This is a genomic window from Vibrio sp. FE10 (genome assembly GCF_030297155.1).
GTDB lineage: Bacteria > Pseudomonadota > Gammaproteobacteria > Enterobacterales > Vibrionaceae > Vibrio > Vibrio apostichopi.
This window is the reverse complement of the sequence record NZ_AP028068.1, coordinates 324,144-346,661: the sequence shown is the minus strand read 5'-3', so window position 1 is coordinate 346,661 and position 22,518 is coordinate 324,144. Positions and strand designations below refer to the sequence as shown.

Sequence of the window (22,518 nt, the reverse complement as noted above, 5' to 3'; positions counted from 1 at the left end):
GACTCTCAACTAGTTACAGACACTCAACCGCCCATTCCATATTGAAGTGAAATTCACCCGCTGTCAGTTGTGACTCTGGGATGGTAATACGTGCTTGAATCGCGACCTCTTTATTGGATGCGAGCTGATCAACCGGAAACTCGACGCCCTGACGCCAATAATTGATGTCGCCTTCATAGCGCACGGGCGTTTCTACTTTGAATCGCACGAGTTCTGAAATGCGTGACTCATCAATAGAGCCTAGGTCAATATGTTGCAGTTTGAGCAACAATCGCGAATCTTTTCGATTAGATTCCAGCTTAAGCTTGATCGCTCTGCCATCGTATTCTCGACCAAAACTCATCTCACCTTGGTTATTGATCACTTCTAAACCGCAGCGTTCTCTCACATGCTTTTTAAAGCTCAGTGTAGAGTGATTATTGGATGCCAATGTACAACTGGACAAGCTGATTAAAGTGAACGCGACAATAAAACGTAACATGTTAGTTCACCATAACTCGGACAATAAAGTCCGTGACCGCTTGTTCAGTAACAGCTACATTACTGATGGTTTGCTTATCTTTGAGTGATACCTGATAGCTTGAGCTCAGCACAATGTCGGCATGGTGATATTTGTACTCAACAATAAGATCGCAAGTGACACGATCATTTTGCTTCGCTGCGACTGTGGTATCTGTGTAGTTAACACGACTTTCAGTGTCGATTAATTCGATACTCGACCAGTCTATGTATTCAGAATTTGACAGCGCATCAAAGATTCGGCGTTCGTGATTGTTTGAACCGTCCATACACACTTGGTTGAAATGTTCGATTTTTTGTCTATCGAACCCTGTGCTTACAGCATAGGGAGCGATAAATAAGATCGACAAGAATAATAGTAAGGTTTTCATAAAGCCTCTGAGTCAGTAAGCCCTCGTGATTAGAGGACTTGCCGTGGGAGAGATGATGGTTAGTTACACTCGACTGTCCATGTGGTTTTAACTTGATAATCAATGCCTGATTGAAGATCACCTTCATCAACATCTACTCGAGCATATAAATTCAGATTGTCTTCATCTTCTATTTCATTACGGTGGATATCAACGCCTCCTTCCCAATGATCCAAGCTTTTGTCTTCATCAATGGTGCCTGACGATTCGATATGGACATCCTTTTTATCTATTTGATCTCCAAATGATGATATATCGATGTCTGTTGCAGAGAGTTTGACCTTGTGGTCTGTATTGCTGACAAGTTTCACTGTGGCATGGGATTCGTTGTAGTCTTCCCCGAAAGCAAGGTCAGCTCTATCTTGTGTCGCATGAACGCCACATTGAGAATCAACACTTCCTGAGAATATTACATCTCCAGAAACTGGTTGATGACTTGCTTCGTCGTCGTTTGCCAAGGCGATAGAAGCATTGGCAGCTAATGCGCTCATAACAGCTAGGCCAAGTAATGGTTTTTTATTAAGCATCTTTTACTCCGAAAAAGTGGTATTGCTTTGTTTCATCTTCAGCAGACGATATTTTTCTGCTTCGATTTGTAATAGCTTTAGCTCATGTTCCGCTTGAGCCAGCTCTTCTAAACGTTCTCGCTCACGGAGCTCGAACTCGTAGAGTCGACGACAGTCAACTCGATCCTCACCACCAAATTGCAGTGTGACAGCCGCGTAAACGCCCGCCTCATCCTGATTTTGGTAGTAATAATTGTTGTAATAGCTGTCGCTATCTTCATTGCCCGTTGACCCATAAGTACCGAATTGAACGGTTTTGCCTGTGGAAATCGCTTGCTCACATGAAGCTCCCTCAGAGGTACGAACTCGGTCGGTTCCTGATGGGTTGGATACACTCGGTATCGGGTTCGCAAATACAGGGTTCGTGACAGAAAAACTGGCCAATGAAGCGATAGCCAGTGCAACGACAGTCAATAAAGCTCTGCGTAGCGTTGTTATGATCTTGTACATAGTTAGTACCGTGTTAATTTGGTTAATACCGTTTGAATCTAAGGTTCGTGCATACTTCGTAGCTGTTCGGAGAATCCGTCACCATGCGTGTGCAAATCTTTTTCTTGGTTATTTGAGCTGCGGGTGTTTTCACATTGATATCCAGCTCTATCTCTTGGTTTGCATCCAATTGGATTTTGTTTGGAAATTCTTTGTCATCAATTCGCAGGTAGTAGTCGGCTTGTTTGGTATAACGGTTTACCAGTAAAAACCTCACCTGTGTTTTATCGGAGTAGGTCTGAAATTCGGTATTTTTCCATTTGTGCACGTTTGCGTTTGCCAAAGAACTGCTCAGCAATAGCGCGCCAGCAATGATGTAAATAGCCTTCATGAGAACCTCAAAATGATGATCGAAGTCTCATTTTAGATTTGTTCAGATGCAGGACTTACCATTTTGCGCCACTGACATAAGGCTGACAGTACGGTAAAAGTGGGGGCTGGTTTTTAATTTGGACTAGTTTTTCGTTTGATATAGAAGAACAGTTGGATCTTGAAGGGATGACGTAGAAGGAAATGACTCTTTATGATTTCGTCACTCAATATCACAATTACAAATATAAGCCACTGCAGTTTATTGAGGTATTTGTTAGTACGGGATACCATAACAACTTCGTTAAATTTGGATTCGATACCATGAAAATGCCTGTTAAATTGGCTGCCATCGCAGCTTCACTTTCTTTCGCTTTTAATGCCTTTGCTGTGCCTGTTGAGTTTCAGAAAATTCCAGAGATCATGCAGCAATTTGATACTGCAGAACTGTATGTTAAGAAGTCGGTGACGTTAGGCCGTTTGCCTGCCGAATCTGAAATTGGCGTTGATTTTCCTACCTATGTTTCAGATGGAAAGGGTGGTTACAGCTTAGAAACCAATAATGTAATGACAGACGATGTGGTTATTGCAAGCATGCCGAAAGCGATTGTTGATGACATTTTCAACCAATGGTTAGTTCCAAAAGAGACGTGGATCAGCAGCTATGGTTCACTGCCAACATCGACCACAGAATTTAAGCCGTTTAAGCGCATTAAAACCATCAAAGCCATTAAGATCGATGCTGAGATGTTAGAGCTGATGGGTAGTGAAGATGGCAAAACTGCGGTGATTAAAGTGAGCTGGGATGAAAAGGGAATGAAGGTTTATAAGGATGGCTACTTAGCTGATTATGAGTACGGGATTGCTCCTCATGAGATGCAAGAAAACTACGAGCTAGCACCTAAGTAATCTTTTAGATTCACCTCTCAATATATTTTAAAGCGCGCTGCATCTGCAGGGCGCTTTTTTCATGACACAACAAAATGTGACAAAACTCACGCTTTTCTGACAATTTACGGCCCGCTATGCTAGTATGCGCCGCTTGTCTTTGTAATTGATAAAAAACATATTACTAAAGCCGATTTTCTATTTATCAGCTTGTAATGACCTCATTCAGTTTGGCCTGACTTGGCTGAACATCTGCATTTTGCTCGGACGCAAAGAGAGTAGTACTCACTACTTCACTATGTACATTTGAGAGCACCATCTATCAAAGGCCTTTTAGAAACTGCCTAGCTAGCGCGAACTTAGTTCAGCGTGAAGGGTTTCGTTTTCCCAAAAATCCCCCTTGGCGACTAAGTACTTCTTGGTCGCTGACAAGTAAGGAGTCTATATGACGTCTACGGTATCTACGTCCGTACCTACATCTCCAGCTGGTAACTCAGCTTCGACAGAGAAAGAAGTAAACCACCCATTTCTTTCTTTGGTCATCATGGTAATCGTTGCTGCAATCGCAACCTACTTTATCCCTGCTGGTGAATTTGAACGAGTGGTCATGAATGGCCGTACGGTTATCGACCCAGACAGCTACACACTATTAGCGAGCAATCCAACAACATTAGCCTCTTTTTTCGAATCATTTTTTAAAGGCTTCAAGTCCGCTTCTGGTGTGATGGGTGTTGTGGTATTTGTTGGTGGTGCTTTCGGTATCATCAAACACATGGGTCTGCTAGACGCATCGGTTGTTGCGCTCACCACTAAGTTAAAGAAACAAGGTTTGTACGTGATTGCGCCGGTGATCATGACGGCGATCTTCTTCAACGTCACCTTCACTGGTATGCGTGAACTTGATGTTATTTTCATTTCGCTGATGATCCCTATCTGCATCAAGCTTGGTTACGATGCGATTACAGCACTTGGCGTTGTTTTATTGGCAAGCTGTGCGGGTTTTGCTGCGGCGTTGGCAAACCCATTCTTCACGGGTATCGCACACACTATTGCTGAACTGCCTATGTATTCGGGCATGTGGTACCGTTTTATTGTCGGCATGTTCATGTTGTTGACGGGCGCTTGGTATGTATTGAACTACGCGCGTAAGGTAAAGCAAGATCCAACCAAAGGCTTGTTGCATGGTACGGGTTACCACAATGAGTCGAATGTTGAAGCGAAAACACTGACCACTCGTGAAAAGTTCGCTGGTATCGCATTCTTAGGCGTATTCGCATACATGATCTTCGGTACCCTGACGATGGGCTTCGGTTTCACGGAAATTGCTGGCGCATTCGTGGCAATGGCTATTATTCCAGGCTTGGTGGCGGGTTTGTCTCCCAACAAGATTTGTGAGTACTGGACCAAAGGTGTCAGCGATGTGTTGGTTGCTGTATTAATCATCTTCTTCGCGCGCTCAGTGTTGACCATTATGGAAGATGCGAAGATTGTCGACTCAATCATCTATTACCTTGCGCAGATCATTTCAGGGAGCTCTAAGCTGGTTGCGGCGGCGGGTATCTACTTCTCGCAAGCGGCGATTAACTTGTTTATTCCGTCGGGCAGTGGCCAAGCGGTGATCACCATGCCAATCATTATTCCTTTGGCGGATATTGGTCAAGTAACTCGTCAAGTCGCGGCGTTGGCTTCTCAATTGGGTGATGGTATCTCTAATTATATTTACCCAACCAACGGTGGTTTGCTGGCTGTACTAGCGATTGCAAAAGTGCCTTACACCAAGTGGGTTCGTTTTTTCTTGCCGTTATTCTTGTTTTGGTCGGCGGGTGCACTGATTTCCGTTGTGATTGCTCAAATGATCGAGCTAGGACCTTTTTAAGGCTCGGATGTTTTACCTAACGCATAGATAGTTTAGATTTTTGAGACCGTCTACATAAATCAGAAGGCAGCGAATTCGCTGCCTTTGTTGGTTTAGAGAGAAGCTATTTCAACTGAAGCATCACTCTTCAAACTGATAAGAAGAGGGCACAACGATAACGCCCTGTTTCGATATGTGGAAGCGTTTGGAATCAGCAAGGCTATCAATGCCGATTTGGGTTCCATCTGGCACCTTTACGTTCTTATCGATGATGCAGTTCTGAATGTGGCAGTTTCGCCCAATCTCGACGTCTTCAAACAGAATACTATCAATCACAATTGCGGCATTGCTGACCTTGACCTTAGGGAAGAAGATAGAGTTTTGCGCCGAACCCCCTTCAATCACCACCCCATTCGCGATCATCGAGTTGATGAATATCCCTTGGTTCCCTTCTACAGAGGCGATGGTTCGTGCTGGTGGCAGTTGCGGATCATAGGTGCGAATCGCCCAATCCGGTTGGTACAAATCGATAGGTGAGGCAGGTTTCAACAGATCCATATTCGATTGGTAATATGAGTCGATAGTACCCACATCTCTCCAGTACGCATCTTGGGTTACTCGGCCTTCTTCATCACCAAACTTGTGCGCGTAAACACTGTTGTTGCCGACCAATTTAGGAATGATGTCTTTACCAAAATCGTGGCTTGAGTTCGGATCTTCTGCATCCGCCAATAGTGCTTGAGTCAGTACTTCCTTATCAAAGATGTAAATTCCCATTGAAGCCATGCTTCGAGTTGGCCTACCGGGTACGCACGCGGGGTAACGTGGCTTCTCGGTAAAGTTATTGATCTGAAGAGATTCATCTATCTCCATCACACCAAACTCTTTGGCTTCATCAATCGAAACCTCCATGCACGCCACCGTTAGATCGGCTTCATTCTGCTTGTGTTGCTTGAGCATTGGTGCGTAATCCATGCGATAGATATGGTCGCCAGATAACACCACTACATGCTTAGCTTCACTGCGAGATAGCAAATACAAGTTTTGATAAATCGCATCAGCAGTACCGCTATACCAACTATCACCTGTGCGCATTTGTGGGGGAACATTAGTGATGTATTCGCCGAGCTCGGGGTTAAGCACCGACCAACCATCCCTTAGATGTTTTTGCAAAGAGTGAGACTTGTACTGAGTCAGCACCAGTATTTGACGAAGCCCTGAATGCAAGCAGTTCGCGAGTGTGAAATCGATGATTCGATATTTGCCACCAAAGGGTACCGCAGGTTTTGCGCGGTTATCGGTGAGGGGAGAAAGCCGAGAGCCAACACCGCCGGCCAGAACGATTGTTAGAGTGTCTTGCATAGTCAGAACCTCAATGTATTTATGATTATGAACATAGACTTGCAAGCACTAAGCCAAATGTAACTCATTGAATATTAAACGAGGTGAGAGTGATTCTTGTGGAAGTGCACCAAATTGATGCGTACGAGATATTGGCTTGCTCTATTTTGATCCAAAGCGATCCGATCAAAATAGAAGTGTTGAGCTTAACAAAATGACGCACGGAAAAGTTGCATTACAAAACTGTCAATAAAATGAAGGAATAAAGTGATCGGGTCGATATAAATTTACATAAATAATCACAACTTTTCACAAATTGATTTCCATCAATAAAGTAGGGTTATTCTATGCTACCTTGCACGCAAAATAAGAAATGATTACTCATTCACCAATAAAGAATTAAGCCCTCAAAAGGAAATTATAATGAAAAAAACAGTATGTGGTATTGCGGTTATTGCGGCTCTTATGTCAACCAACGTTCTTGCTCATAAAGAAGGTGATTTCATCATCCGTGCAGGTGCAGCAACGGTATCTCCAAACGACAGCAGCGGCGCTGTACTTAACAACCCTGACCTAGAATTTTCAGTTGATTCAGATACCCAACTTGGTCTTACCTTCGGTTACATGTTTACTGACAACATCAGTTTTGAAGTATTAGCCGCGAGCCCTTTCTCTCACAGCATTTCTGTTAACGGTCTAGGCAAAATTGCTGATACTAAACACCTTCCGCCAACATTCATGGTTCAGTACTACTTCGGTGAAGCGAACAGCGACTTCCGTCCTTACGTAGGTGCGGGCATCAACTACACTGTGTTCTTTGACGAAGGATTGAACGCTAACGGCAAAAACGCAGGCCTAACGGACGTGTCTTTGGATGATTCTTGGGGCTTGGCAGCAAACATTGGTATGGACTACATGATCAATGAAGACTGGTTCCTAAACGCATCGGTTTGGTACGCAGACATCGGCACTACAGCGACATACAAAACGGCTACAGACACGTTCAAAACAGACGTTGATATCGACCCATGGGTATTCATGATCGGTGGTGGTTATAACTTCTAACCCTCCTTATTAGTTTACTAAAGGCGCTCAAGCATCAGCCAGCTTGGGCGCTTTTTTTTGCTTGCTTGTTAATGAAATACTTAATCCAACTTGCTGTTGTTATGGGTAAAGCAAACTGATTGTCGTCATTTATTGTTAATAAAAGAGAAAGATAACTGTCATAACAGCCCTCTATCATCGCGGTTCTAATTATGGAGGATATATGAATCGTAAATTTAATAAGCTGACTTTATTACTGCCTATCGCGGTAAGTTCTGCTCTGGTTGGGTGCTCTCAGTCAACTTCAACGACTGCAGCATCACCTCAAACGTCACTTGATGCTTTTAGCCTTCAATGCCAATCCATTCAACAACCGAACAAGACAGATGCTGCTGTGACTGGGATTAGTCTGGTTGGTCGTGCTATTGCTGACGCCCCGTTTGATACTTCTGCAGCCGAAATCGTCAGCTACGATTCATGTACCGACAAGCTTTATGTGGTAAACGCTCAAGTCCAGAAAGTTGATGTGCTATCGATGGACTCTGACAGCGCACCGACATCTGAAGGCTCTATCGACCTTCAATCAGCAGCTGCGGCTTCTGGCATTAATATCGGTGCGGCGAACAGTGTATCGACTCATCAGGGCTTAGTTGCGGTCGCAATTGAGAACGCCGACAAACAACAAAATGGCATCATTGCACTTTATCGCTCAGATACATTAGAGCTGATCACCACTTACACAGCTGGTGCATTGCCAGACATGGTGAGCTTTTCTAAGGACGGCCGTTACATCGCATCTGCAAACGAAGGTGAGCCGAATGCGGATTACAGCATTGATCCTGAAGGCTCAGTGACGCTGGTTGATTTAACCAATGGTCCTTTGCAAGCGAAAGTGACTCAAATCGATTTCAAGGCATTCAATCAAGGCCAGCCTCGCCATGAAGAATTGACTGACAAGGTTCGAATTTCAGCGCCTAATGCAACCGTTGCTCAAGATCTAGAGCCTGAATATCTAACCTTTACGGATAACGGGAAACTCTACGTGGCCCTCCAAGAGAACAATGCATTAGCAGCGATTGACGTGGCGAGTGCAGAAGTGGATGCGATTCTGGGACTAGGCGGGAAGCCTTGGGATACCGCTCAGTTAGATGCGTCAAACAAAGACAAAAACATAGGTAACCTACAAAGCTACGCAATGTTGGAAGGGCTTTACATGCCAGACAGCATCACTAGCTACAGTGTTGATGGTAACACCTACATTGTGACTGCGAACGAAGGCGATGGCCGTGAATATGGTATTAAGACGACACAACAAATGTGTGATAACAAAGGCTTTGAGTGGGATGGTGACGATTACCAAGGCACCGAAAACTACACCACAGAAAAAGACTTTTGTATCGCTTATGTCGATGAAGTGCGTGGCAAGAAGCTAGATGTTGATGCTAACCACCCATTGGCTGGAGCACTCAAAGACAATAAGCAACTAGCTCGTCTTAAGGTGATTAAGCCACAAGAAACACTTGCTGCTGACCAAAAGGTTCAAGCATTTGGTAGCCGTTCTTTCTCTATCTGGGATGAGTCAGGCGAGTTAGTGTTTGATAGCGGCGATGATTTCGCTCGAATCGTTCTTGATCAAGATCCTGCAAACTTCAACAGCACCAACGATAACAACCAAAGTGGTGACGATCGCAGTGATGATAAAGGGGTTGAACCTGAAGCGATCGAAGTGGCTGAGATTAACGGTAAGCAGTATGTCTTTATTGGACTTGAGCGCCAAGGTGGCATCATGGTTTACGATGTAACACAGCCTAAAAATGCAAGTTTCATCAGCTACTTGAACAACCGAGACTTTACACAACCAGTTTGCACTAAAGTTGATGAAGACGGTGATTGCGACAACGATACTTACAACTCGAAAGCCGGTGACTTAGGCCCTGAGTCGATCAAGTATTTCACTCGTTCTGGTAACCATTTTATTGCGGTTGGCAACGAAGTAAGTGGCAGCACATCAGTTTACCGCGTTGAGTTTTAATCACGATTACTGCTTGTAACTAGACTCAACAAAAACAAAAGCGCCACGACTTGTTAAGTCGTGGCGCTTTTTTAGTTCATCGCTGATTTAGTAGCGATAGCAAAGGCCTATGGCTGTTGCTTAGTTGGTGCTAGTGCGATTTCACGGATACATACGTTCTGTGGTTGTTGGTAAGCGAATGATACAGCGCGTGCAATATCGTCAGCTGCCAATACACCGCCCATGTCTTCTTTCCAAGAATCGTAACCGTCTTTGATCTCTTGAGATGTAGTGTGAGACAGAAGTTCAGTCTCAACAGCACCCGGTGCGATAGTAGTAACACGAACATTTGAAGCAGCAACTTCTTCACGAACGTTCTCAGAGATAGCGTGTACCGCGAACTTAGTACCACAGTAAGCAGCGTGGCTTGGGAATGTTTTCTTACCCGCGATAGAGCTGATGTTGATGATAGTACCTGTGTTGCGTTCCATCATCGGAGCAAGTACAGATTGCATGCCGTTTAGAAGGCCAATCACGTTCACGTCGAACATTGTCTTCCACTCTTGAGCGTCTTGAGTATCGATTTGACCAAGAAGCATTGCACCAGCGTTGTTGATAAGCGCGTCTACAGGGCCAAATTTCGCTTCACCTTGTGCGATTGCTGCATCAAAAGACGCTTTGTCTGTTACGTCCACTTTTACTGATAGAGAGTTTGGTAGGTTCAGCGCTTCAAGGCGGTCAACACGACGAGCTAAAAGTAGCAGAGGGTGACCTTCATCGCTTAGACGACGAGCGATTGCTTCACCAATACCAGAGCTTGCACCTGTAATTACGATTAGTTTTTTCATTTTATTTCCTCTGTACTTTTATTGCGTCGGTTGGCTACGACATGTTGTTTAAGTGCATTCGAATCAAGTGCTTGTTGCCTTGCTTCGTTGCGATGGAGGTATATTAAGGAAAATAGCATTGTTGATATATAGCGCTTTACTTGAAACACTGTTGCTGTGGTGCAACAATAAGGGTGTTCACTTTATAGCTTTATAGCGTCATAACTCTATAGCTTCACCACTTTTTAATTTCACAAGTAAGCTGGCAACCATGCTCAATCAAATTAACCTGTCTGACATTCGTTCTTTCGTGCTTATCGCTCGTTTAGGTAACTTCACTAAAGCAGCGGAGGAGCTTGATGTGTCGCGCTCCCACGTATCACGCCAAGTCAGTAGCTTAGAAAAGCAGATGGGAGTGACGTTGTTTATCCGCACTACTCGAACTTTAAGGCTGACTCATGCGGGGCAAGATCTGTACGCGAGATGTGAACAAGCCTTAGATAATATAGACCAAGCTCTGATTGCTGCTGTGGACGATGTCGAAGAAGTACGTGGCGATATAAAAGTAAACTGTGTCGGGGGTTATCTTGGTGAGGTGATCATCGCGGATCTAGTGAATGAGTTCATGCAACTCTACCCAGACATCAGCATCAGTCTTGATTTCAGCAGTAACCGAGTGGACCTGATTGAAGATGCGTTTGATATCGCTTTTCGCATGGGAAGCCTTGAAGATGCTGGCTTTATCGCAAGAAAGCTTTTGGACATCGAGATGGGCACACTCGCGAGCCCTGAATATTTCGCTCGTAAAGGAAAGCCAAACCACCCTAAAGATCTGATCCACCATGATTGTTTAACGGGATCGGTGCGCAAGTGGAGCTTTCAAGCACTAGACGACACCAAGAAAACGGTCGATGTGCATGTGACGGGCAGGCTGCAATGTAAAAATGGCCGTGTGTTGGTACAGGGTGCGAAGTCAGGCAACGGAATTATTCGTGTTCCAACCATCTATTGCTTACAAGAACTGAACGACGGGCAACTGCTGCAAGTATTTGAAGAATGGGTAGTGCCTAAGGTCGATTTTTCAGCGATCTACCATCGAGACCGCTATCAACCAAGCCGAATTCGAACCTTCATTGATTTTGTGAAAGGACGTTTTGAGCAAATGCCAGTGAGCTAAGCGTGTTTGCTGTCTTCCTTCTTTTGTCTTCCGTTTTTTGCCTTCCACTTTTTGACAATAATTGGACTGGCTCTAATTTACATCTCGTCGATTTCGTTTTGTAGGTTTTCCAGCTGGTCCAAAATCAGTAAGAACTTCTCACCAAAGGGGGTTACTTGATACTCAACTCTTGGTGGCAGTTCGTTGAACATTTGCTTATCTAAAATCCCAAACTCTACATTTCGCTTCAAACATTCATTCAACACCTTGGTCGATAGCCCTTCTACTGAGCGCACCATTTCACCGGGGCGATTAATGCCATTTGCCAGTAATTGGTAAACCGTTAGCGACCATTTACAGCCGTAGATGGTTTCGACCATGCGAGCTGAACGCTCTGGTGCTGATTTTCTTGAAAAAAAGTTTTCCTGATTTTTCATAAAGATGTACCAATAAGTACCTACCTAACCGATTTGTACTTACTATTCATAGTGTTAGTTCAAGGCCTAAGATTACCACGTTCACATGACTTAGGAGATAACAAAATGAACTTCACTAAAAATGGTATTGCAGTAGTAATCGGTGGCACAAGTGGTATGGGCTTTGAAACAGCGAAGCAGTTAGTCGCTCAGAACATCCATGTGTTGGTTGTCGGCAATAACCCAACTAAGTTAGATAAAGCGGTGTCAGAACTGCAATCGTTAGGTCACGCTTCAGGCTGGCAAGCTAACCTTTATGATGATGCGAGTGTGTCGAATCTTATTACGCATCTAGAGTCACTTGAAGAGGGTATTGGTTACCTTGTGAATGCGGCTGGTTACTTCAACCCTAAAGCGTTTATTGAGCACCAAGAATCTGATTACGAGCAATACATGCAGCTTAATAAAGCAACCTTCTTCATCACTCAAGCGATAAGCAAATTGATGATCAAGAACGGAGGTGGCAGTGTGGTTAACGTTGGTTCTATGTGGGGTAAGCAAGCAATCAAAGCGACGCCATCTTCTGCCTATTCAATGGCTAAAGCTGGTCTGCACGCATTAACACAACACATGGCAATGGAATTGGCAGAGCATAACATTCGCGTGAATGCAGTGTCTCCGGCTGTGGTTAAAACGCCGATTTACGAATCTTTCATCAAACCGGAAGAAGTGGACCAAGCGTTAGAAGGCTTCAACGCGTTCCACCCTATTGGTCGAGTCGGTTTGCCGAAAGACATTGCCAATAGCATCTCTTTCTTACTGTCAGACAGTGCAGATTGGGTAACGGGTGCGATCTGGGATATTGATGGCGGTGTGATTGCTGGCCGCAATTAATTAGGATTCTTTTTAGGTGGCTGTCGCGCAGGAAAATAGCAACGAGATGGCCTCCTTGATGAGTATTCGCGTAGAATAAAAGCTAGAAAGATAATAAGAATAATTAAAACGATAACAAGAGTAAGGTCGCCATTATGTTTAACATGGACTTTTCAAAAAAGCTGGTTATTGAAACCGAATCATTAGACTGGATTGCAAGCCCAGCTAAAGGGGTTTGGCGCAAGCCGCTTGAAAGAGAAGAGAAAGAATCGGGTCACACGACCAGCGTGGTGAAGTACGATCCTGAATCTTCGTTTTCTGAGCACCCGCATCCGCAAGGCGAAGAGATATTCGTGTTAGAGGGTGTCTTCTCTGATGAAACCGGAGATTTCCCTGCGGGTACTTATATCCGCAATCCGCCGGGCAGCGCGCATTCCCCATCAAGCAAAAATGGCTGTACGATCTTGGTTAAGCTTAATCAGTTTGATGCGAGAGATTTAACTCAAGTGCGCATCAATACTCTAGAAACGGAATGGCTTCCGGGTATTGGTGGTTTACAAGTGATGCCACTGCATGGTTTTGAACACGAAAATGTGGCCTTGGTGAAATGGCCAGTTGGTGAACGTTTTCAGCCGCATCGTCACTTTGGTGGTGAAGAGATCTTTGTGTTGTCTGGCACCTTTAAAGATGAACATGGAGAGTATCCAAAACACACATGGATGCGTAGCCCTCACATGAGCGAGCATTTCCCTTATGTGGAAGAAGAGACGATTATCTTAGTGAAAACGGGTCACCTGCCAATCGACTAACCCGCATTATAACGGCACTACTGCTGCGGTTTAGACTGACTAACAGAGAGCAATTTAATGAATTTGTTCTCTGTAGATCCCCGGCGATACCCCTTTCCAATTGCTGTACGCTCGAATAAACGAGTTAGCTTCTTTGAATCCCAGTAAGAACGATATCTCACCCAGTGACAGTGTGGATTTCTCCAGATAGTGATCAGCTAATTCACCTCTCACTTCTTGCAGTAGGTTTTGAAAGCTCTCTGCTTCATTGGTGAGTTTGCGTTGTAGGGTGCGTTTACTCATTGCAAGTTTACTCGCGATACCTTCAATCGAACTCTCACCACTTGGCAACGACTCCAAAAGCGCAGCTTTCACTCGCTCTGAGGTTGATGCTTCTGAATCCAAATCAACCAGCTTTTTATTGAGCGACTCTTCGAAGAACGCCCACATAGAGACATTTTCGGTTAAGAAGGGCAAAGCGGCGTCTTTAGCATTGAAGGTGATTTTTATCTGCTCGCTGTGTGTCAACTCGCAACCAAAGTACGTTTTATAATCTTCTAGGTTGTTAGGCAGCAGTGGCAACTCGATAGCGATTGGCTTGATGTTTTCTCTGGTCGCCAAGCGTGCTAATTGGGTAAAGAAGACTAACTCAGACACTCCAAGATATTTTGGGATCTCCGCGTCGTAGCCGTAACAACTGATGGTAATGCTGGTCTGTTTTGAATTAATCTCGACATCAGACATCATCGGGCCAATCAAAGGCTTGTATTGGCTAAGGCGTTGCAGTGCGGTATTCAAATCTGGGCTGCAAATGCTGGCAAAGATCGGTGGATCAAACGCTTCTACTGTCATGTACTTCGCCAGTAATAGTGGTGCTTCTTTTTCACCAGACGCGGCTTCGATGCCATCCCAGAGTCGGTAGTACTCATTTGGATTTAAGGTGAAATTCTGACGATTGAACAGTTCCATCGGCAACTTGGCGTGCTTGAGTACCGCGAGCGGATCAATGCCCATATCGCAGAGTAATAGCCTCCAACTCGGGGAGTAGGTGAATTTCTTCGCTCGTTTCATAATTACCCTTTAATACCGGTTTAACTTTTAAGTCCTTTCAAAGCGATTCCGCTCTTTGAATCGGCTCAGACTTTCTAAACCGATTAAGTCCTTTTTAAACCCAATAAACATACATCTCTCAATCAAGAGCGAAGTATGTTTGTTGCTGCGTGGCTGGCTTACTGCTTTTCCATTGATTGGCGAGACATTTTCAGCACCATTTTTCTTGGCAGCAATGGGATAAGCCATTCAAGAATGAATTTAAGTCCTTTCTCATTAAACGCCACCAATTCGCCTTTTTCCATCGCTTGATAACCGATTTGAGCGACTGACTCTGCTGATTTTGCATTTTTCCAAGCGTCGACACCTTTCAGGTCGCCAGCTTCAACAAACCCTGTTTTCACGGTTCCTGGGCATAGCGCTGTCACTGTGATGTTACTGCTTTCCACTTCTTGAGCGATGGCTTGAGAGAAGGATGTCACGAATGATTTAGTCGCGTAGTACACAGCTTGCAGTGGGCCGGGTAGAAAAGAAGCGGTTGATGACACGTTCAATACTTTGCCGTGGTTACGACCAACCATGCCTTGCAGGTATAAGTGAGTCAGTGATACCAGTGCATTGATGTTGACTTGAATCATCGATAAGTCGGCGTCTAACGCTCGCTGATGAAACAAACCATGGCCACCGAAACCTGCGTTGTTGATCAGGGTGCTGATCTCAAGCCCATGACTTTCTGTGAAATCGAAGATTCGTTGCGGGCTTTGAGGATCACTCAGATCTTCAGAAATCACATGAACCGAGACTTTATATTGGCTTTCAATCTCAGCTTTTAACGCTTCGAGCTTTGGCAGTGTGCGAGCAACAAGAACAAGGTCACCACCTTTCTTTGCATGAATTTTTGCAAGTTCAAGACCGATACCACCTGATGCACCAGTAATTAAAGCGATGTTTGAAGTGTTCATAGGGTTTCCTCGTTGTTTTGATTATTGTTGTTGTGAATATTGTTGCTGACGAGGTAAATAGTAGGGTATCCCATCGCGCCACGCACTCGCGCATCACGACATGCTGCTAGCAAAAGATGCCAACTTAATAATGGCACTTTTTGTAGGAAACGAAAAAGCCGCTTAACCAGTAGAATTAAGCGGCAATAGGGCAAGTTGTAATGCTAGTGAGCCAGATATTAGTAAATAGCTACTAGTAAATAAAACGACTAGTAAGCGACACCAATGCGCTGACGTGGGAACTTACCAGCTTCAAGTTCATCAATCATCGCAATAGCGTAGTCACTAACGGATATTTTGCTGTTGCCATCTTCGTCGGTGAGCAGTTGGTCTCCACCAGTACGGTAGGTTGACAGTTTTTCACCCGGAAAGATTTCTGCTGCTGGGCTAATGAATGTCCAGTTAACTTCGCTATTAGATTGCTTGAACACTTCAAGTGCTTCGCCTTGTGCTAGCGCTTCGTTTTTGTAATCCGCAGGGAAGTCAGGAACAGTCACTAGTGGAACGTTTGGTGCGACTTCTAATGAGCCTGCACCGCCAACCCACAACAAGCGCTCGATACCGATACTTGGTAATGTTGCCAGCAATTTAGTCGCAGTGTTTTTTACGATGTCGTGATTACCCAGAGCACGTCCGCCAATCGAAGTAATTACTGCATCAACGCCGGCTAGTGCGCTTGCTAGGCTTGCTGCTTCATCTTGTAAATCAAACGAACGAACCTCAATATCATTATTTTCTACGCGGCTTGCATCTCTTACGACAGCAACTACATCGTGACCACGAGATTGAGCTTCTTGAGCGATGTGACTACCAATCCAACCTGATGCGCCTAATACTGCAATTTTCATAATGTCTCTCCAATTATCTAATTTATTGAGTCGTTTTCTCGACAGCCATTGCAGTCTAATAGCTCACTAGGTTGCGATAAATATCGTAAAATGATGTAGATTGTATCTATATAGTGATCTAATAAGATTCGATTAGCTGCTAAACAGTTCAAGGAGAGTGTGATGGATAGGTTGACGGCGATGCGCAGTTTTGTCGAAGTTGCGAATTGTGCCAGTTTCACTCAGGCAGCTGAGCATTTGGACATGAGCCGATTACAGGTTTCACGCCATGTTCAAGAGATCGAAGGGTGGTTAAAGCAGAGGCTATTGCACAGGACTACTCGAAAGGTGAGCTTGACTGCAGCAGGGGAAATTGCTCTGCAGCGCTGCGAAAAAATTCTCCACGAAACCGCAGAGCTAGAAGTCACTTCACTCAATCAAACCGACGATCTTTCAGGGGTGATTCGAATTGCTGCACCCATTGGTTTAACTCAGAACATGCTGTTGGATGTGGTCGAGCAATTCACTGAGCGTCACCCTAATATCACGGTTGAGTTGTTTGCGTCGGATCGTTTTGCGCAGCTGGTGGATGAAAGAATCGATATCGCCCTTCGTTATACTGACCAACCTCACGATAGCTTGATTGCCCGAAAGCTAATGGAAATCGATTCGGTGGTGTGCGCCTCACAAGGCTACTTAAACAAACACGGTGAACCTGAAACGGTTGAAGCGCTTAGACAACACAATTGTTTTCGCCATTTGAGTGTCTCTAAGTGGGATTTCGTTAAGGATAACCAGCATTATTCGGTTGAAGTGTCTGGCACCATAAAGGCCAACGATGTTGGAGTATTAACTCGTGCCGCGCAGCATGGAAAAGGGATAGTTCGTTTACCCTGTGACTTAGCGAATCCATTGATTGCGGATGGTAAATTGAAACGAGTTTTGGATGATTTTGTTTCACCAAGCAGCGTACTTTGGGCGGTGTATCTATCTCGCAGTTATCAGCTTCCTATTGTTCGTCAGTTCATTGATTTTGCAGCAGAAGCTTGGTCTAGTGATATTAAGTCTGGGGATGTTTGAGGCTATATATCCTAAGTACACAAGTAAACAAGTAAACAAGGCATAAGCATATAAATACAAAAATCCGATATCAACGGTGATATCGGATTTGAACTCAATAATTCAGAGTTCCAGCACGCTCTCCTCTCACGAAGTCTTTACATGTAATGATGCACGGATAATCGGGTATTTATCACCTTTTCGTTGGTGTCTGGTAAAGGCTGATACAAGCTTCCAGTAATGTCGGATAATACTTGGTCGTAGACTTGCGACACGACGCTAGAGATATCACTGGTTAATTCGTACATGCTATCTGCTGGTTGGGTCGCTTCGTTGCTTGATGCGATCTCTGTGAGTGCATGCATCGCTCGTGTGCATACCGGTGATCCACTACTAATAGGGCAGATAATCGATAATTGGTTGAGTTTTCTGTGTGTCTGAGATGCGTAGAATTTGAATCTCGCATACTCCTCAGGCTTCTCCATATCAGGTATACACATACGTAACTTGGTCAGGATTTCCATGCAATCCAAGATCTGTTGCCAGTTCATGTGGTACTCACGGCTCATGTCTTCTCGTTCAGACTGAATTAACCAAATGATCATCACCTCATCCATCAAAAACATGCTGTGACGAATCGTTTTGCCATGAATTGATTGGTTACGCACCAAGCTACGGTTTTGCCAGTCGCTGTGCATGGCGATGAGTTTGAGGTGGTAGATGCGATACATAGGACGACTATCGAACGACACATGGGATTGAAGCAGTTCAGACACTTCAAGTATGTTGTCGTAAATCTCATTCACTTTGCGAATCGAGTCGCTAGACAATTTATACGCCAGAGCATAATGCGTTGCTGCACGATGTTTGCGTGATAACAATAATAACTCTCTGAGCAGAACCAAGGTTTCAAACCTGTGTGATAGCGCCGTTTGTCTCTTCCTTGAGAAATGAAATAGGGCAGCAAGTACTGCTATGGATAAACCAACTGAAATAATTACAAACATATTTAACTCCTAATATGTGTATACCTACTTAGTGGTAGTGCAGACACCGTGCCAAAATAAATAAGTGTTATATTTCAGTGGTTTATGTTTTTTCTTTATTTATAGATGATCAATGATGGTGCATGACTTCACCATTCGAGTGAATATTTCTCATATTTTGCAGGATTTTTTGAGAGGTTACGCTTTTCTTGTGATTAGGCTGGGGAGGTTTCGATAGGTAGGGACACTTCGGCGATCCATCTCTAGCACGTCTCAAAATACGGAAATAAAAAAGGCCTAATTCTTTAATGCTATTAACTAGAAGCAGCATTAAAAAGTAAGGCCTTTCAATATTTATTAGCGATCCAATTATCGCCAGCGCTGGACACTGGCGATTAAGCGTTATGCAAGCTTAAGGTCGAACTCAGTGCGGTACATAACCATATCTTCAATGGTCAGTACTGGCATGTTGTGTAGTTTACCGAAAGCCACGATCTCTGGCGCTTTTGCCATTGTGCCGTCTGGGTTGGTTACTTCACACAATACACCAGCCGATTGAAGGCCTGCCATTTGCATCAGATCCACAGTGCCTTCTGTGTGACCGCGGCGAGCAAGTACACCACCTTTGCGAGCACGCAGTGGGAATACGTGGCCAGGGCGAGCAAGGTCAGTAGCCTTGGCTGTTGGGTTTGCAGCTGTCTTGATCGTTGTTACACGGTCAGCGGCAGAAACACCTGTCGTTACGCCAACTTTCGCTTCGATAGTCACAGTAAACGCAGTTTGGTTTGCGCTGTTGTTATCGACAACCATAGGTGGAAGTTCAAGTTGGTTTGCTTGCTCGTCAGTAAGACATAGGCACACAATGCCGCTGCATTCGCGGATCATAAGCGCCATTTGAGCATTTGTTAGGTGTTCTACAGAGTAGATGATGTCGCCTTCGTTCTCGCGATCTTCATCGTCAAGTAAAAGTACGCCACGACCTTCGCGTAGAGCTTGCAGTGCGTTTTCAACGCGAGTGATTGGTTCGCCAAATTCGGCAAGTAGTGAAGACTGATTCATGGTTAAACTCCTAAAATATCACCAGAATCAGGGCTGTATGAGGGATCTCAACCGAGCACAACAAAGCCGACTCATTACAAGAGGCTTGTACCAATCGTAGTAAACAACTAGTCATTCTAGCTGGTTAAAACCCTTGATAACGGCGTTAAAATTTTTGACTGTAGAATAACTACTTATCGAAAAATTTTGCCTTGTTCTCAAGCGTTTTTCCTGCGCTATCTCTGATCATTTATTTACTGTGATTGGTATTAGCTCATTATGGTTTTATCCAAAACGAAATGCACCCGCCTAAGTTGGAGACATGAACCCAACTCACGCGGGTACGCCTTTCCAACTTAAACGAGTGTGTTTTCATTCTCTCTCATCCGGACTATGACCGTCGGCTCTGGCATCTCACCAGATCTGCTGACCTCGACGAATCGAGCGCTCGCGGGCTTATCTTTAGATTTTGCTAAGGACATACCGCCGGTGGGGAATTTCGCCCCGCCCTGAGAATAAAAATTAATAATCTGTTTTGCTTTTGAAAGCAGACCAGATGGTAATCCTTTCAATAGTGGATTTAAAGGACTGACAGCAAAGTTTTTAAGATTCTGGCCTTATAATCCGGTAAGTGTTCACTTTATCATCAGAACGCGTCAGTCAGTCTTTAGTGGGATGATGCCTTTGCCTCGTCTGGTTTCAATGGTATTTGCTATCTCTATGAACATAAGTGGATGGTGAACATTATTGATGCTGGTGTGGCAGTTCACCGAATCAATACTCAATAGGTCTATTAATCGAATATTGTTACACCATGACGGCTTGCTGACCGTTTTGACATAAAATTGATGTTGGCGATGCTAAGCTGCGATAGCATCCGACCACTTTATCCAAAAGACCTTAGCCATGACTTCTCTGTTCTCTAACAAATCCAAAGGCTTATTACTGCTCGTTCTAAGTTTGTATTCTCTCGTACCCTTTTTGATCTTTGGATCAGACTTTGACCTTGGAAGTGCAGTTTTGCCTTTCTATGGGGCCTTCATGACGTTCGTGACTTACTCGGCGGGTAATCAAGGGTTCTTGGTCACGTTAGCTGTTTTGTCTTTGGCATTACTCACGATGAAATTTTCCAAAGCTAAGCTAGTCAGCCTTTGTCTGCAGCTTGGCCTATTGTTGGTGCTTAGCTTTGCAGCGAAAACCTTCTTAAAGCATTCAACAGAAAGCCCGCGTCCTTATTCTGAGTATTTGGTGACACAAGAAGTGGTTGAAATGCCAGAAGTGTTTTATGAACTGCCTCTGGTTGAAAAGAACGCAGCGATTGCATCTGTGCAAGATAAGGTGAGCGAGTGGCGAACGCGTCATTGGTTGGGTGAGACGGACTATTCTTTCCCATCTGGACATATGATTTTCGTTGGCGTGTGTCTGGCATTCTTTGGTGGATTGTTCCTAGAAGCGAAACGTTTTTACTTAGTGGGCGGCTTGCTGGTTTGGGCTGGTGGTGTTGCTTATAGTCGTGTTTGGCTTGGCATGCATCGACCTGAAGATTTGGCGGCGTCGATCGCTTTTGCCGGTCTTATCTATCTATTGGTGCCTGTGGTTCCAACACAAAAAATAGAACCTTTACTGCCTAAGTTCTTAAGAGCGACTTAAGCTTTTAAGAGCCGATTAAATTTCTAGGATCTGTCTCATTTTTAAAGCGCTAATATAGTATTGGATAACCGATGACAAGCAGACAGTCTCCTTATTGATTGAGACCGAGTTCTGCTCGTTTCTTTTTGGTTAGCCCTAAAGACACAATTCGGTGTGACTCAGTGAGGTAGTATCTCAGCTCCTCATCTCTTTCTGGTGTGCTCTCAAACAGCTGAATCCATTTCATACCACGTGAAGCAAAGTAGGGAGCAGGTTTATAACCGGGCTCCTCTTTCAGAAAGTCGAAATTCTGATCGGACGCTTTGAAGATAAATGCAGGCTCGTCTTTCGGCCCCCAACCACCAATCGCAAACACTTTCCCACCCACTTTCCAAACGTGAGAGTTATTCCACTGCATCACATAGCTGGTGGCAGGTTGTGACTCACAAAATGCATTGAACTCGTCGTATGTCATAGAGCGTCCTTTCAATAGGTTGGTGTTAGATCTGCGCTTATTTCTTTATTAGCATTTTCGTTATGAACTAGCCAGCTAAGCCCTGCCAGATAGCAGTAAAGCCACTGATAGAACATAGCAATAAAGAACCGATACGTATCTTCTCTTTAGGAATGCTTTGTGTGGTCATCAACGCCACTTTGTAACCCAACCAAGCCGCAGGAAGTAACGGGATTGTGATGATCAAATGGTGCATCGTGAAGAAGCCAATTGGGATCTGTACCAGTAATGAAATGATAGAACTAAACACGAAAAACGCAGAAAGGTTACCACGAAGTTGATTGGCATCTTGGTGTTGCAGCAGCAGTGCCATCGGTGGCCCACCAATACCCGAACTGGTGCCAAAAAATCCTGAGAAGAACCCAGCAATGCCCATCTTGGTCGGTGTTGGCTCTAACCTAAACGGCAGCAAGCTGACAATCACAGCAAATACCACCAACAAGCCTAACCAAAGTGATAGCACGCTCGTTGAAACCATCACTAATAAAGCACCACCCGCAATCGAACCTGGAATACGTCCAAGCAAAGCAATTTTTAATCCGCCGATAGAAATGTTTGCTCGGTGCTTAAACGCATTGAATATAGAAATGAACAGGCCAACGAGACAGATAGGCGCGGGTACATACTCTGGTGAGACTAAAAACAACAGCGGGGCAGCTACAATAGCCAAACCAAAGCCGATAGCTGTTTGCACAAATGAGCCGACAAAAATGAGTGCCATCGCGATAAGGGCGGTCTGATCTAGGTATTCCATAAGCCTGCGGATTAGTTTTAAAGGAGCGAACGAATACTATAAAGTAAAACGATGGAAATAGTCTTATTATTCAGTGAGGTTTATGCAAGTTTCGCTAGTTATTATTTCGATTATAGCGACCAACAAAAAGCGAGTGAACATATCAGGATACTTCCTTTCAATACTCAC

The 22,518-nt window shown here is 44.4% G+C and carries 24 protein-coding genes and 1 riboswitch; of the genes, 9 read left to right on the top strand and 15 right to left on the bottom strand.

Annotated elements, in window-relative coordinates:
- Positions 1–13: 13 nt before the first annotated feature.
- From QUF19_RS18710 to QUF19_RS18690, 5 genes are read right to left on the bottom strand one after another with little or no spacing between them, the layout of a single operon-like run.
- A complete protein-coding gene (locus tag QUF19_RS18710; protein ID WP_286302048.1) occupies positions 14–481 on the bottom strand; it encodes a hypothetical protein in 468 nt (155 codons plus the stop codon).
- Between the two features lies 1 nt (position 482).
- Complete coding sequence (locus tag QUF19_RS18705; protein ID WP_286302046.1) at positions 483–890, bottom strand: hypothetical protein; 408 nt, start codon at positions 888–890, stop codon at positions 483–485.
- A 59-nt stretch (positions 891–949) separates the two neighbouring features.
- A complete protein-coding gene (locus QUF19_RS18700; RefSeq protein ID WP_286302045.1) occupies positions 950–1,456 on the bottom strand; it encodes a hypothetical protein in 507 nt (168 codons plus the stop codon).
- A 3-nt stretch (positions 1,457–1,459) separates the two neighbouring features.
- Positions 1,460–1,945, bottom strand: a complete 486-nt coding sequence (locus QUF19_RS18695) for a hypothetical protein (RefSeq protein ID WP_286302043.1) — start codon at positions 1,943–1,945, stop codon at positions 1,460–1,462.
- 22 nt (positions 1,946–1,967) lie between these two features.
- Positions 1,968–2,315, bottom strand: coding sequence for a hypothetical protein (locus QUF19_RS18690; RefSeq protein ID WP_286302041.1), 348 nt, complete (start codon positions 2,313–2,315; stop codon positions 1,968–1,970).
- 302 nt (positions 2,316–2,617) lie between these two features.
- On the opposite strand from QUF19_RS18690, the gene QUF19_RS18685 reads away from it, so the two are divergent.
- Together QUF19_RS18685 and QUF19_RS18680 are read left to right on the top strand one after the other, a co-directional pair.
- A complete protein-coding gene (locus tag QUF19_RS18685; protein ID WP_286302039.1) occupies positions 2,618–3,202 on the top strand; it encodes a hypothetical protein in 585 nt (194 codons plus the stop codon).
- A gap of 424 nt (positions 3,203–3,626) precedes the next feature.
- Positions 3,627–5,057, top strand: a complete 1,431-nt coding sequence (locus QUF19_RS18680) for a YfcC family protein (protein ID WP_286302037.1) — start codon at positions 3,627–3,629, stop codon at positions 5,055–5,057.
- A 120-nt stretch (positions 5,058–5,177) separates the two neighbouring features.
- Here QUF19_RS18680 and glgC read toward each other — a convergent pair whose 3' ends face one another.
- Positions 5,178–6,398: a glucose-1-phosphate adenylyltransferase gene (gene glgC, locus QUF19_RS18675; RefSeq protein ID WP_286302035.1), complete on the bottom strand. Its 1,221-nt coding sequence runs from the start codon at positions 6,396–6,398 to the stop codon at positions 5,178–5,180.
- 402 nt (positions 6,399–6,800) lie between these two features.
- Between glgC and ompW the strand changes: the two genes are divergently transcribed.
- Both ompW and QUF19_RS18665 read left to right on the top strand, forming a co-directional pair.
- The gene (ompW, locus tag QUF19_RS18670; RefSeq protein ID WP_076668371.1) at positions 6,801–7,442 is read left to right on the top strand and encodes an outer membrane protein OmpW; all 642 of its coding nucleotides are present in this window, start codon (positions 6,801–6,803) and stop codon (positions 7,440–7,442) included.
- Positions 7,443–7,644: 202 nt separating this feature from the next.
- On the top strand, positions 7,645–9,453 hold the full coding sequence (locus tag QUF19_RS18665) for a choice-of-anchor I family protein (RefSeq protein WP_286302031.1): 1,809 nt from the start codon (positions 7,645–7,647) through the stop codon (positions 9,451–9,453).
- 107 nt (positions 9,454–9,560) lie between these two features.
- Here the strand turns inward: QUF19_RS18665 and QUF19_RS18660 are convergent, their stop codons facing one another.
- Positions 9,561–10,280 (bottom strand): SDR family oxidoreductase, encoded by a 720-nt coding sequence (locus tag QUF19_RS18660; protein WP_010433036.1) that lies wholly within the window; start codon positions 10,278–10,280, stop codon positions 9,561–9,563.
- A 250-nt stretch (positions 10,281–10,530) separates the two neighbouring features.
- Between QUF19_RS18660 and QUF19_RS18655 the strand changes: the two genes are divergently transcribed.
- Positions 10,531–11,436: a LysR family transcriptional regulator gene (locus QUF19_RS18655; protein WP_048611619.1), complete on the top strand. Its 906-nt coding sequence runs from the start codon at positions 10,531–10,533 to the stop codon at positions 11,434–11,436.
- Positions 11,437–11,513: 77 nt separating this feature from the next.
- Here the strand turns inward: QUF19_RS18655 and QUF19_RS18650 are convergent, their stop codons facing one another.
- A complete protein-coding gene (locus tag QUF19_RS18650; RefSeq protein WP_004733017.1) occupies positions 11,514–11,852 on the bottom strand; it encodes a winged helix-turn-helix transcriptional regulator in 339 nt (112 codons plus the stop codon).
- A 105-nt stretch (positions 11,853–11,957) separates the two neighbouring features.
- Between QUF19_RS18650 and QUF19_RS18645 the strand changes: the two genes are divergently transcribed.
- Positions 11,958–12,725, top strand: a complete 768-nt coding sequence (locus QUF19_RS18645; RefSeq protein ID WP_065206293.1) for an SDR family NAD(P)-dependent oxidoreductase — start codon at positions 11,958–11,960, stop codon at positions 12,723–12,725.
- 134 nt (positions 12,726–12,859) lie between these two features.
- On the top strand, positions 12,860–13,513 hold the full coding sequence (locus QUF19_RS18640; protein WP_286302003.1) for a cupin domain-containing protein: 654 nt from the start codon (positions 12,860–12,862) through the stop codon (positions 13,511–13,513).
- A 54-nt stretch (positions 13,514–13,567) separates the two neighbouring features.
- Here QUF19_RS18640 and QUF19_RS18635 read toward each other — a convergent pair whose 3' ends face one another.
- The 3 genes from QUF19_RS18635 to QUF19_RS18625 all read right to left on the bottom strand — a co-directional run bounded on the left by QUF19_RS18635 (position 13,568) and on the right by QUF19_RS18625 (position 16,391).
- The gene (locus QUF19_RS18635) at positions 13,568–14,563 is read right to left on the bottom strand and encodes an AraC family transcriptional regulator (RefSeq protein ID WP_286302000.1); all 996 of its coding nucleotides are present in this window, start codon (positions 14,561–14,563) and stop codon (positions 13,568–13,570) included.
- Between the two features lie 158 nt (positions 14,564–14,721).
- Positions 14,722–15,504 (bottom strand): SDR family NAD(P)-dependent oxidoreductase, encoded by a 783-nt coding sequence (locus tag QUF19_RS18630; RefSeq protein WP_286301998.1) that lies wholly within the window; start codon positions 15,502–15,504, stop codon positions 14,722–14,724.
- A 248-nt stretch (positions 15,505–15,752) separates the two neighbouring features.
- Complete coding sequence (locus QUF19_RS18625) at positions 15,753–16,391, bottom strand: NAD(P)-dependent oxidoreductase (RefSeq protein WP_286301996.1); 639 nt, start codon at positions 16,389–16,391, stop codon at positions 15,753–15,755.
- Positions 16,392–16,553: 162 nt separating this feature from the next.
- Between QUF19_RS18625 and QUF19_RS18620 the strand changes: the two genes are divergently transcribed.
- Positions 16,554–17,450 (top strand): LysR family transcriptional regulator, encoded by an 897-nt coding sequence (locus tag QUF19_RS18620; protein WP_286301995.1) that lies wholly within the window; start codon positions 16,554–16,556, stop codon positions 17,448–17,450.
- A 137-nt stretch (positions 17,451–17,587) separates the two neighbouring features.
- Here QUF19_RS18620 and QUF19_RS18615 read toward each other — a convergent pair whose 3' ends face one another.
- Together QUF19_RS18615 and ribB are read right to left on the bottom strand one after the other, a co-directional pair.
- The gene (locus QUF19_RS18615) at positions 17,588–18,436 is read right to left on the bottom strand and encodes a hypothetical protein (RefSeq protein WP_286301992.1); all 849 of its coding nucleotides are present in this window, start codon (positions 18,434–18,436) and stop codon (positions 17,588–17,590) included.
- A 381-nt stretch (positions 18,437–18,817) separates the two neighbouring features.
- A complete protein-coding gene (gene ribB, locus QUF19_RS18610; protein ID WP_286301990.1) occupies positions 18,818–19,474 on the bottom strand; it encodes a 3,4-dihydroxy-2-butanone-4-phosphate synthase in 657 nt (218 codons plus the stop codon).
- A gap of 349 nt (positions 19,475–19,823) precedes the next feature.
- Positions 19,824–19,974, bottom strand: a riboswitch (FMN riboswitch).
- A 385-nt stretch (positions 19,975–20,359) separates the two neighbouring features.
- Here ribB and QUF19_RS18605 point away from each other — a divergent pair.
- The gene (locus QUF19_RS18605; protein ID WP_286301988.1) at positions 20,360–21,103 is read left to right on the top strand and encodes a phosphatase PAP2 family protein; all 744 of its coding nucleotides are present in this window, start codon (positions 20,360–20,362) and stop codon (positions 21,101–21,103) included.
- Positions 21,104–21,194: 91 nt separating this feature from the next.
- On the opposite strand, the gene QUF19_RS18600 is transcribed toward QUF19_RS18605, so the two are convergent.
- Entirely contained in the window at positions 21,195–21,557 is a 363-nt protein-coding gene (locus tag QUF19_RS18600; RefSeq protein ID WP_286301986.1) for an MmcQ/YjbR family DNA-binding protein, read from the bottom strand.
- Between the two features lie 67 nt (positions 21,558–21,624).
- Positions 21,625–22,350: a sulfite exporter TauE/SafE family protein gene (locus QUF19_RS18595; RefSeq protein WP_192891822.1), complete on the bottom strand. Its 726-nt coding sequence runs from the start codon at positions 22,348–22,350 to the stop codon at positions 21,625–21,627.
- Between the last annotated feature and the right edge of the window lie 168 nt (positions 22,351–22,518).

Excerpts from the sequence above, each read along its gene's own strand:
- QUF19_RS18710 (WP_286302048.1), bottom strand. The coding sequence starts at position 481 with ATGTTACGTTTTATTGTCGCGTTCACTTTAATCAGCTTGTCCAGTTGT.
- QUF19_RS18690 (WP_286302041.1), bottom strand. The coding sequence starts at position 2,315 with ATGAAGGCTATTTACATCATTGCTGGCGCGCTATTGCTGAGCAGTTCT.
- QUF19_RS18630 (WP_286301998.1), bottom strand. The coding sequence starts at position 15,504 with ATGAACACTTCAAACATCGCTTTAATTACTGGTGCATCAGGTGGTATC.
- ribB (WP_286301990.1), bottom strand. The coding sequence starts at position 19,474 with ATGAATCAGTCTTCACTACTTGCCGAATTTGGCGAACCAATCACTCGC.
- QUF19_RS18655 (WP_048611619.1), top strand. The coding sequence starts at position 10,531 with ATGCTCAATCAAATTAACCTGTCTGACATTCGTTCTTTCGTGCTTATC.
- QUF19_RS18700 (WP_286302045.1), bottom strand. The coding sequence starts at position 1,456 with ATGCTTAATAAAAAACCATTACTTGGCCTAGCTGTTATGAGCGCATTA.
- QUF19_RS18600 (WP_286301986.1), bottom strand. The coding sequence starts at position 21,557 with ATGACATACGACGAGTTCAATGCATTTTGTGAGTCACAACCTGCCACC.
- QUF19_RS18645 (WP_065206293.1), top strand. The coding sequence starts at position 11,958 with ATGAACTTCACTAAAAATGGTATTGCAGTAGTAATCGGTGGCACAAGT.
- QUF19_RS18660 (WP_010433036.1), bottom strand. The coding sequence starts at position 10,280 with ATGAAAAAACTAATCGTAATTACAGGTGCAAGCTCTGGTATTGGTGAA.
- QUF19_RS18665 (WP_286302031.1), top strand. The coding sequence starts at position 7,645 with ATGAATCGTAAATTTAATAAGCTGACTTTATTACTGCCTATCGCGGTA.
- QUF19_RS18635 (WP_286302000.1), bottom strand. The coding sequence starts at position 14,563 with ATGAAACGAGCGAAGAAATTCACCTACTCCCCGAGTTGGAGGCTATTA.
- QUF19_RS18680 (WP_286302037.1), top strand. The coding sequence starts at position 3,627 with ATGACGTCTACGGTATCTACGTCCGTACCTACATCTCCAGCTGGTAAC.
- QUF19_RS18705 (WP_286302046.1), bottom strand. The coding sequence starts at position 890 with ATGAAAACCTTACTATTATTCTTGTCGATCTTATTTATCGCTCCCTAT.
- ompW (WP_076668371.1), top strand. The coding sequence starts at position 6,801 with ATGAAAAAAACAGTATGTGGTATTGCGGTTATTGCGGCTCTTATGTCA.
- QUF19_RS18685 (WP_286302039.1), top strand. The coding sequence starts at position 2,618 with ATGAAAATGCCTGTTAAATTGGCTGCCATCGCAGCTTCACTTTCTTTC.
- QUF19_RS18595 (WP_192891822.1), bottom strand. The coding sequence starts at position 22,350 with ATGGAATACCTAGATCAGACCGCCCTTATCGCGATGGCACTCATTTTT.
- QUF19_RS18625 (WP_286301996.1), bottom strand. The coding sequence starts at position 16,391 with ATGAAAATTGCAGTATTAGGCGCATCAGGTTGGATTGGTAGTCACATC.
- QUF19_RS18605 (WP_286301988.1), top strand. The coding sequence starts at position 20,360 with ATGACTTCTCTGTTCTCTAACAAATCCAAAGGCTTATTACTGCTCGTT.
- QUF19_RS18640 (WP_286302003.1), top strand. The coding sequence starts at position 12,860 with ATGTTTAACATGGACTTTTCAAAAAAGCTGGTTATTGAAACCGAATCA.
- QUF19_RS18695 (WP_286302043.1), bottom strand. The coding sequence starts at position 1,945 with ATGTACAAGATCATAACAACGCTACGCAGAGCTTTATTGACTGTCGTT.
- QUF19_RS18615 (WP_286301992.1), bottom strand. The coding sequence starts at position 18,436 with ATGTTTGTAATTATTTCAGTTGGTTTATCCATAGCAGTACTTGCTGCC.
- glgC (WP_286302035.1), bottom strand. The coding sequence starts at position 6,398 with ATGCAAGACACTCTAACAATCGTTCTGGCCGGCGGTGTTGGCTCTCGG.
- QUF19_RS18620 (WP_286301995.1), top strand. The coding sequence starts at position 16,554 with ATGGATAGGTTGACGGCGATGCGCAGTTTTGTCGAAGTTGCGAATTGT.
- QUF19_RS18650 (WP_004733017.1), bottom strand. The coding sequence starts at position 11,852 with ATGAAAAATCAGGAAAACTTTTTTTCAAGAAAATCAGCACCAGAGCGT.